This is a genomic window from Paenirhodobacter ferrireducens (assembly GCF_004022265.1).
GTDB classification, from domain to species: domain Bacteria; phylum Pseudomonadota; class Alphaproteobacteria; order Rhodobacterales; family Rhodobacteraceae; genus Rhodobacter; species Rhodobacter ferrireducens.
Genome location: NZ_SAVB01000041.1, coordinates 1 through 6,124 on the forward strand (window position 1 = coordinate 1; position 6,124 = coordinate 6,124).

Below are 6,124 nucleotides of genomic sequence, written 5' to 3' on the forward strand. Positions count from 1 at the left end.
GCAGTCGAAGAGATCGAGACGGTCACCGCCGACGGAGCCTATGACACGCGCCGCTGCCATGCCGCGATCCTTGAACACGGTGCGGACCCGATCATCCCGATCCGCCGCAATGGACGCGCCTGGAAGCCGGACTGCCCCGCCGCAATCTCACGAAACGAGATCCTCCGGGCGACGCGATTTCTGGGGCGATCGATCTGGAATAAATGGGCCGGCTACCACGCCCGAAGTCGCGTCGAGGCCCGGATGAACCGCCTCAAGCTCTTCGGCGAACGGATAATGGCACGAGACCCTGACCGGCAGACCGCCGAAATCCAGATCCGCATCATTCGCCATTGTCGCTCGGACCAATGGCGCGACATGGCTCATTCATGAACCGCTGCTCGGCCCTGGGACGGGCCGAGATCGAAGCCGTGACATGAGACAGACGGGATAAGGCCCAGATCGGCCCGTCGTCCGATTAGCGCAACAAGGTCCGGTGCAGGGCGTTTTCACGACAAAGGGGTGACACGACAAAGGGGTGATTCACCGTTCGGACCTGTCTGCGCTGCTTACTAGCGGCTTACTGCTTAGGTCTAAGGGCTTGGCGATGCCCGAGGGGTGCTGCTAAGTACTTGAAAATGTTCGGGTGACAAAGTTCTGAAAATCTTGCTTTGTTCTGATTGGAATCCTGAACGAATCCAAAGGCTTTGGCCAGAGCGTTTTCTGAGGGCTGCCATTTATTTCACCGAGACCGCCACGGCCACGCAGGTGGCTGTCCTGGCAACCGGAGCAAATTTGCACCTCTGCCGAGGTCAGTGCGGGATGATCTCCATGAACATCGCCGACAAGAAGAACAGTGTCAGCGTGAAAACCGCCAGGGTCGCGGGTTGCTGCTTGAGCATGCCCTGGAACCGCTTGTCGGTCAGAAGCTCGGGCACCGCATGTGCGAGGAATGCGACCTGAGTGGACATCACAAACAGAAGGAAAAGCGCAACCCCAAGGAGAACGAGATCCAGCGAGATCGGATAGCCTTCGAACATCACGAAATACATCACGATGCTCCCTGCGGCGACCATCGGCTGAACAAAACCCCACTCAACGATCTTGCGCGCGGAGACGTTTTTGCTTCCGGGATATACAAGAGACATGAAGAAAGCTCCGAGCAGCATCAGCCCCCAAACGGCCTTCTGCGACATGGGAGCGTGATGGACGATGAACGCGGCAACTGGCGCCAAGACAACCGCGAAAGCTTGCTGGATCATGAGAAATCTCCTTTTACTGAATTGGAACAAAAAGAGTACACCATGATCGCGTTCTGCGATCAACCTCGGGTTTAGGAGGTCAGGCCCCAACCTGTTCCCGAAGCTGCCGCAGCAGCGCAACCGTGTCGGCCTCGGCCACGAACACCCCGGCGAGCCCATGCCTTCGGGCATCCCGTAGAAGGGGAACACCCAAAGCGCGCACTGCGAGCAGAAGGCGCGAGGTGCGGACGCAGCGGGATCGGGCGAGCTCCAGCAGGGCTATCTTCGTGCCCCTCCCGCGCTTCGCTCGGGCGCCCTTGCACCATTCGGCTAGAAACCGATCGAGCGTTTCCCGGGAAAACCCGCGCATCCGATCGTTGAACTGGTAGTCAGGCAGCAGCAATCCGTCAGCGATCAGCCCTTTCAGGACGTCGATGCTCACCCCGAGCGCCCGGGCCGCATCCTGTGCATTCAGGAGGTCGCGTAGCGCTGGCGCGAGTTCGGCGATCAGCTCGGGACGAACCTCGGCGCTCGCGCCGGCCCGCAGGCCATATTGCGCCTTCAGCACCTGCGCGGTGATCTTCAATCCAATCCCGTGGTGCGTGCAGAGCGCGCGCAGGGTTTTCGGCGCAATCCCCCGCGTCTGGATGCCGAAGACCTTCTCCTGGCCGGTGAACCGGAAGGTCTCGCCGACATAGTCGGCTAGAACCTCGCAGACCGGACGATAGGCCGGCAGGGCGCGGCGGAAATAGAACGGGTCGAACGCCTGACCGAAGGCATAGCGATAGTCATTGCCCCGCCGCCCGGTGCCGATGTGCTCGGCGAGGAAGGCTTTGATCCCCGGCACACCCTGCACCAGAACCTGCGCGCCGATATGCCCCTGCCTGCGGCGTTCCTCCCCGGAAATCTCCGACCAATCTGCCTGGGCGCCCCGCATCGCCAGCGCTCCGAAAATCTCCGCCGTGTGGATGAACACGTCGAGCTGAAGATCACCCGCCCATGACGGCACCAACGTGCCATCGAGACACCCGGCAATATGACGCTCCAATGCCGTGGCGGGCTCAGGACGCGGCGGCGAGCGCTGCGCGCGTTCCAGAAGCGGGATCGGCGCGAGATCACGATGCACTCGGGCCGGTTTGGACGGCGTCACCTGGACCAACCGGACCTGGTGTTCGGCACAGACGTGATTTGCCGCAACCAGCCAGTCGGTGCGGCCAAGACAGGTCGTCGCGACATCCCCCTCGGCCATCCCCCTCAGGCAGAGGGGACAAACCCGAAAACTGCGCGGGTTGCTTTGCACCATGGCACGGGGATCGAACCCGATCCGGAGCCGGTGTGGGTTGCGGGCGTCGAGCCTGCCCTGCCCGAGCTTCGCCGCATCGCATCCCGCGTATCGGGCGAGCGCTCTGACACTGACGCGATCGCCTTCCAGAAGGGCGCGGAGGTCGAGATCGAACAGATGCCCAAGATCGGTGAGCGAGGACAGGCCCGAGAGCCGGGCAATCCGATAGCCATAGGAGGCGATGGTTTCTCGCGGGAACGGGGCGGGGAACACCATCTCAGCGCCTCCGCCTCGGCTTGGGGGTGGGTTCGTCCACGAGCTGGGAACGCCCGGTCGGCACCGTCCTGAAATCCGCCGCGGTGAAGGGATTTCGGCCAAAGGCATTCTCCGTCCGCGCCGCATAGAACTCTGCGAAATCCCCACATCGCAGCTCTGCGCGCCCGGCCGACAGGGCGCGGGAGATGGCGCCGATCAGGAATTCGACGATGATGCCGAACTGCTCGCGCCCGGCGTGGATCAGACGCGGGATGAACTCGACATCCGCCAGATCGGCCCCGAGGCGCAGCTCTGCGAATGCGGCGTAATGCTCCAGCAATGCCAGAACATCGTCACGCGCATCGAGTTCGGTCACGGGATGAAACCTCACGACGAAGAACCGCCGCGAGAGCTGCGGATCCTTCGCCAGAAGATCGTGCAGTTCGGGTGTGCCGCTGACGATCAGGTTGATCGGCCAGTCCGGGATCTGCATCAGGCTTTTCAGCGCATTGATGACGGCGGCTCTTTCGGTATCGGAGCCGCGCCCGCCCAGCTCCTGCCCCTCGTCGAGGTGCACGAACCAAGTCTTGCGCAGATGCAGGTGAAAGTTCACCAGATCCCACATCCGCGATGCCGTCGAATCCCGGACAATCGGAAACTCGAGAGCTCGCAGGATCGCCCGCGCGAGATCCTTCTGCGTGGCCGGGGTCGGCACGCGCAAGGAGATCCAGCGCAGTTCACCCGGGTCGGTGTCCGCAAACGCCTGCTGGTGCAGGATGCGCCGGACAGCCGTTGTCTTGCCGCTTCCGGATTCTCCGATGATGGCAATGCCACGCCCCTCGGAGGGCTGGCCGAGATCAAGCTCGGCCAGCCGTTTTTGCCAGAGTTCCCTGAAAAGCTCCTGTGCCGCGTCATAGCCCGGATGGGCCACGAAATGTCGGCGCAAGGCCACCGCGATCCGCGCCACGGGATCGGTTGCAATCGGTTCGTCAGTCATCGCTCTCGATCCTCCAGCTGCGTTTCGGCGTCGGAAGGGCGGCTTCGTCATCTGTAAAGCGGGGGACTGTCGTCTCCGGCGTTGCTGCATCTGGCGGCCCCACCTCGATGCCGCGGCTGAACCAGTGGGAGGCTGGCGGAGCGTCATTGCCGGTGGATGCGGGCAGCAGGTGCAGGCCGAGCCCGAGGGCGCGTTCCGCCGCGTCGATCTCGGAAGCAGTGTACAGCATGCGCCCGAGCTGGGCCGCCCGGGCCGCTTCCTCGGAAATCAGGTCCAGCCGCCGCAACCCCTCATGGAAGACCTCGGCAGTCATCTCGGCCCCTTCGCGGGTTTTCTCCCGCACCGTTTGTGCAAAGCACCGCCATTGATGCAGGGAAATCCCGGAGAGCGCCCCGGAAAGGTCGTGAGCCGGATACCATCGATTGTCGATCTCGACCGCAACCCAGCCAAGATCCATCGGGTCGAGCCGGATGCGTACCTCTCGCTGATGCCCGTGCTTGTAGGCCTCGCGCAACGGCTCGCAGGCGTAGTCGGCCCCGAAGGCGCGCACCCCGCGCCCGGAAACCTTCCGCTCCAGTTCGGCCCCAAACAGGGCGCGTCGATCCATCCCGTCGACCGGCGCCGGAGCGCCGTATTTTTGCACCAGCCGATCCCAGCATTGAGCCGGGGTTTCTCCGAAAAGCTCGGAATGGGGGCGCTGGTGGTAGATGTCGACGATATAGGTCACGAAGGCTTCCAAAAGCTCCTGATCTGACAGGGAGGCCTCTGCCTCGGCACTGTAGTCGCCGCGGCGCAGCGGATCAGAGAAGGTGCGCCCCCGGAAGCGGCTCACGAAATGGCTGGCAAACGTTCCGAAGAGGCGCTCGATGCGGGCGCGCAGCTTCGGGACACCCGCAGGTGGATTGACAAGCCGCGCTCGCAGCCCGCCGGCCATCATCTTGAACTCCTCGCTGACGAAGGCAGACCCCTGATCGGCCACGATCATCTCCGGCTGGCCACCTTGCGACCAGCCATGAAGGCAGCCGAATTCCGATGCGATTGCGGTCTTGTCCGTGGTCGCCAGTTCGATGGTCCGCACCGCCGCCGTGCTGGTCGGGTTCCTGCACAGGCACAGTCCAACGACGCAGCGTGTCGCGCAGTCCAGGGCGACGCCCACCCACAACCGCGTCGCCGTCAGGCAAGCGGTCTCTGCGGGGGTCAGCTGATCCAGAAGCCCGGCTTCATCGATGAGCACCATCAGGTCGACTTCCCACTCGTCGATCTCGACCCGTTCCATCGGGCGCACGGCCTGCGCGCCGTATTCCATGATCGCGAATTTTCGATTGGCGGCTTGGACGCCATACCGCTGAACGCAGGTCTCATAGGGATCGAGCCGCTTGATGGCCCGATAGACCCGGGATCGTGACGGGGCGCGCACGGGCGGCAATCCCTCCGCTTCCCGATGTTCATTGAACCCGGCATAGAGGTTTCTGGCGCGTTCCCGGATCTGGTCGATACTCGGCCGAAGCGGAGAGGCATAGCCCGCGATCAGCTTCTGAAACAGGACGACTTCGCCGGGATCGAGCCAGCCGCCATGACGCCCCGAGCGGCAAGACAGCGGCACCAGCGCCATGACGTCGAAACCGCTGCGCTCGTAGCGCCGCGTCCATGTCAGCAGCGTCTTCGGACAAGGCGGCGTGCGCCCGGCTTCCAGACGCCCCGCCCGTTTCCCGCGATGGTTCTGCGCCCGGCGCTGACGGGTCGTCACCGTAGTGATCAGGGTCGGCAGAATGACCGCAACGGAGGCCTCGTTCCGTTTCGCCTGACCACCCTGCACCTGCGCCAGAAACTCTTCGACATAGGCCTGACGCCACAAGGCGATCTCGCGCTTGGCCTGCGGCAAGTCCCGGAAGTGAGGCGGTAACCGGCTCAGACTGCGTTCCGACGCCGCCCGCTCCAGGCCGCCGCGCACGAACCGGAACCCCGGGGATGTCATCAGGGCTTCAAGCTCGGCGTGCGAGATCGCGCGCGAGCTATGCGGGGGATCGGTCATTGTCAGAACGATGCCTTCTGCGGCAGCGGACATGTAGCGATAGTTCTGGCCGTCCAGGATGAAGAGATCGGCATGGGAAAATGTGCTGTGTTTCATCGTCTCACCTCAGGCAAGCATCATGCGATGCGCGGGAGAGACCGCAGGTGCTCCCAGCTCGCGCGCGCGTTCGATCAGCAGTGTCGCGGGGGCATGCGGGGCGATCTCCGGCCGCGGTGAGCACCTCCCCGAAAATTGGACAGTGACGGAAGCTACGATCTGACGTCTGCTGGTCTCCAAGAACGAGGAGATCAGAACATGTCGAAACGCAGAAATCACGACGCGGGCTTCAAGGCTCGCGT

At 63.5% G+C, this 6,124-nt stretch carries 5 protein-coding genes and 1 pseudogene; 1 reads left to right on the top strand and 5 read right to left on the bottom strand.

Annotated features, from left to right (window positions below; all coding sequences use genetic code 11):
* Positions 1–419, top strand: a pseudogene (locus EOW65_RS19640) (transposase); the annotation flags it as partial.
* Positions 420–791: 372 nt separating this feature from the next.
* Here EOW65_RS19640 and EOW65_RS19645 read toward each other — a convergent pair.
* The 5 genes from EOW65_RS19645 to EOW65_RS20160 form a co-directional block, all read right to left on the bottom strand.
* Entirely contained in the window at positions 792–1,241 is a 450-nt protein-coding gene (locus EOW65_RS19645) for a hypothetical protein (protein ID WP_128152348.1), read from the bottom strand.
* Positions 1,242–1,320: 79 nt separating this feature from the next.
* The gene (locus EOW65_RS19650) at positions 1,321–2,778 is read right to left on the bottom strand and encodes a TniQ family protein (RefSeq protein WP_164880175.1); all 1,458 of its coding nucleotides are present in this window, start codon (positions 2,776–2,778) and stop codon (positions 1,321–1,323) included.
* A 1-nt stretch (position 2,779) separates the two neighbouring features.
* Positions 2,780–3,754, bottom strand: a complete 975-nt coding sequence (locus EOW65_RS19655; protein WP_164880176.1) for an ATP-binding protein — start codon at positions 3,752–3,754, stop codon at positions 2,780–2,782.
* Positions 3,747–5,882: a Mu transposase C-terminal domain-containing protein gene (locus EOW65_RS19660; protein ID WP_128152354.1), complete on the bottom strand. Its 2,136-nt coding sequence runs from the start codon at positions 5,880–5,882 to the stop codon at positions 3,747–3,749. The genes EOW65_RS19655 and EOW65_RS19660 overlap by 8 nt, the downstream gene beginning before the upstream one ends.
* Before the next feature lie 9 nt (positions 5,883–5,891).
* The coding region (locus tag EOW65_RS20160; RefSeq protein WP_206364111.1) for a hypothetical protein at positions 5,892–6,124 on the bottom strand (233 nt) is incomplete at its 5' end.

What these genes read in the sequence shown, in the direction of transcription:
- EOW65_RS19645 (WP_128152348.1), bottom strand. Translation starts at nt 1,241, where the DNA reads ATGATCCAGCAAGCTTTCGCGGTTGTCTTGGCGCCAGTTGCCGCGTTC.
- EOW65_RS19650 (WP_164880175.1), bottom strand. Translation starts at nt 2,778, where the DNA reads ATGGTGTTCCCCGCCCCGTTCCCGCGAGAAACCATCGCCTCCTATGGC.
- EOW65_RS19655 (WP_164880176.1), bottom strand. Translation starts at nt 3,754, where the DNA reads ATGACTGACGAACCGATTGCAACCGATCCCGTGGCGCGGATCGCGGTG.
- EOW65_RS19660 (WP_128152354.1), bottom strand. Translation starts at nt 5,882, where the DNA reads ATGAAACACAGCACATTTTCCCATGCCGATCTCTTCATCCTGGACGGC.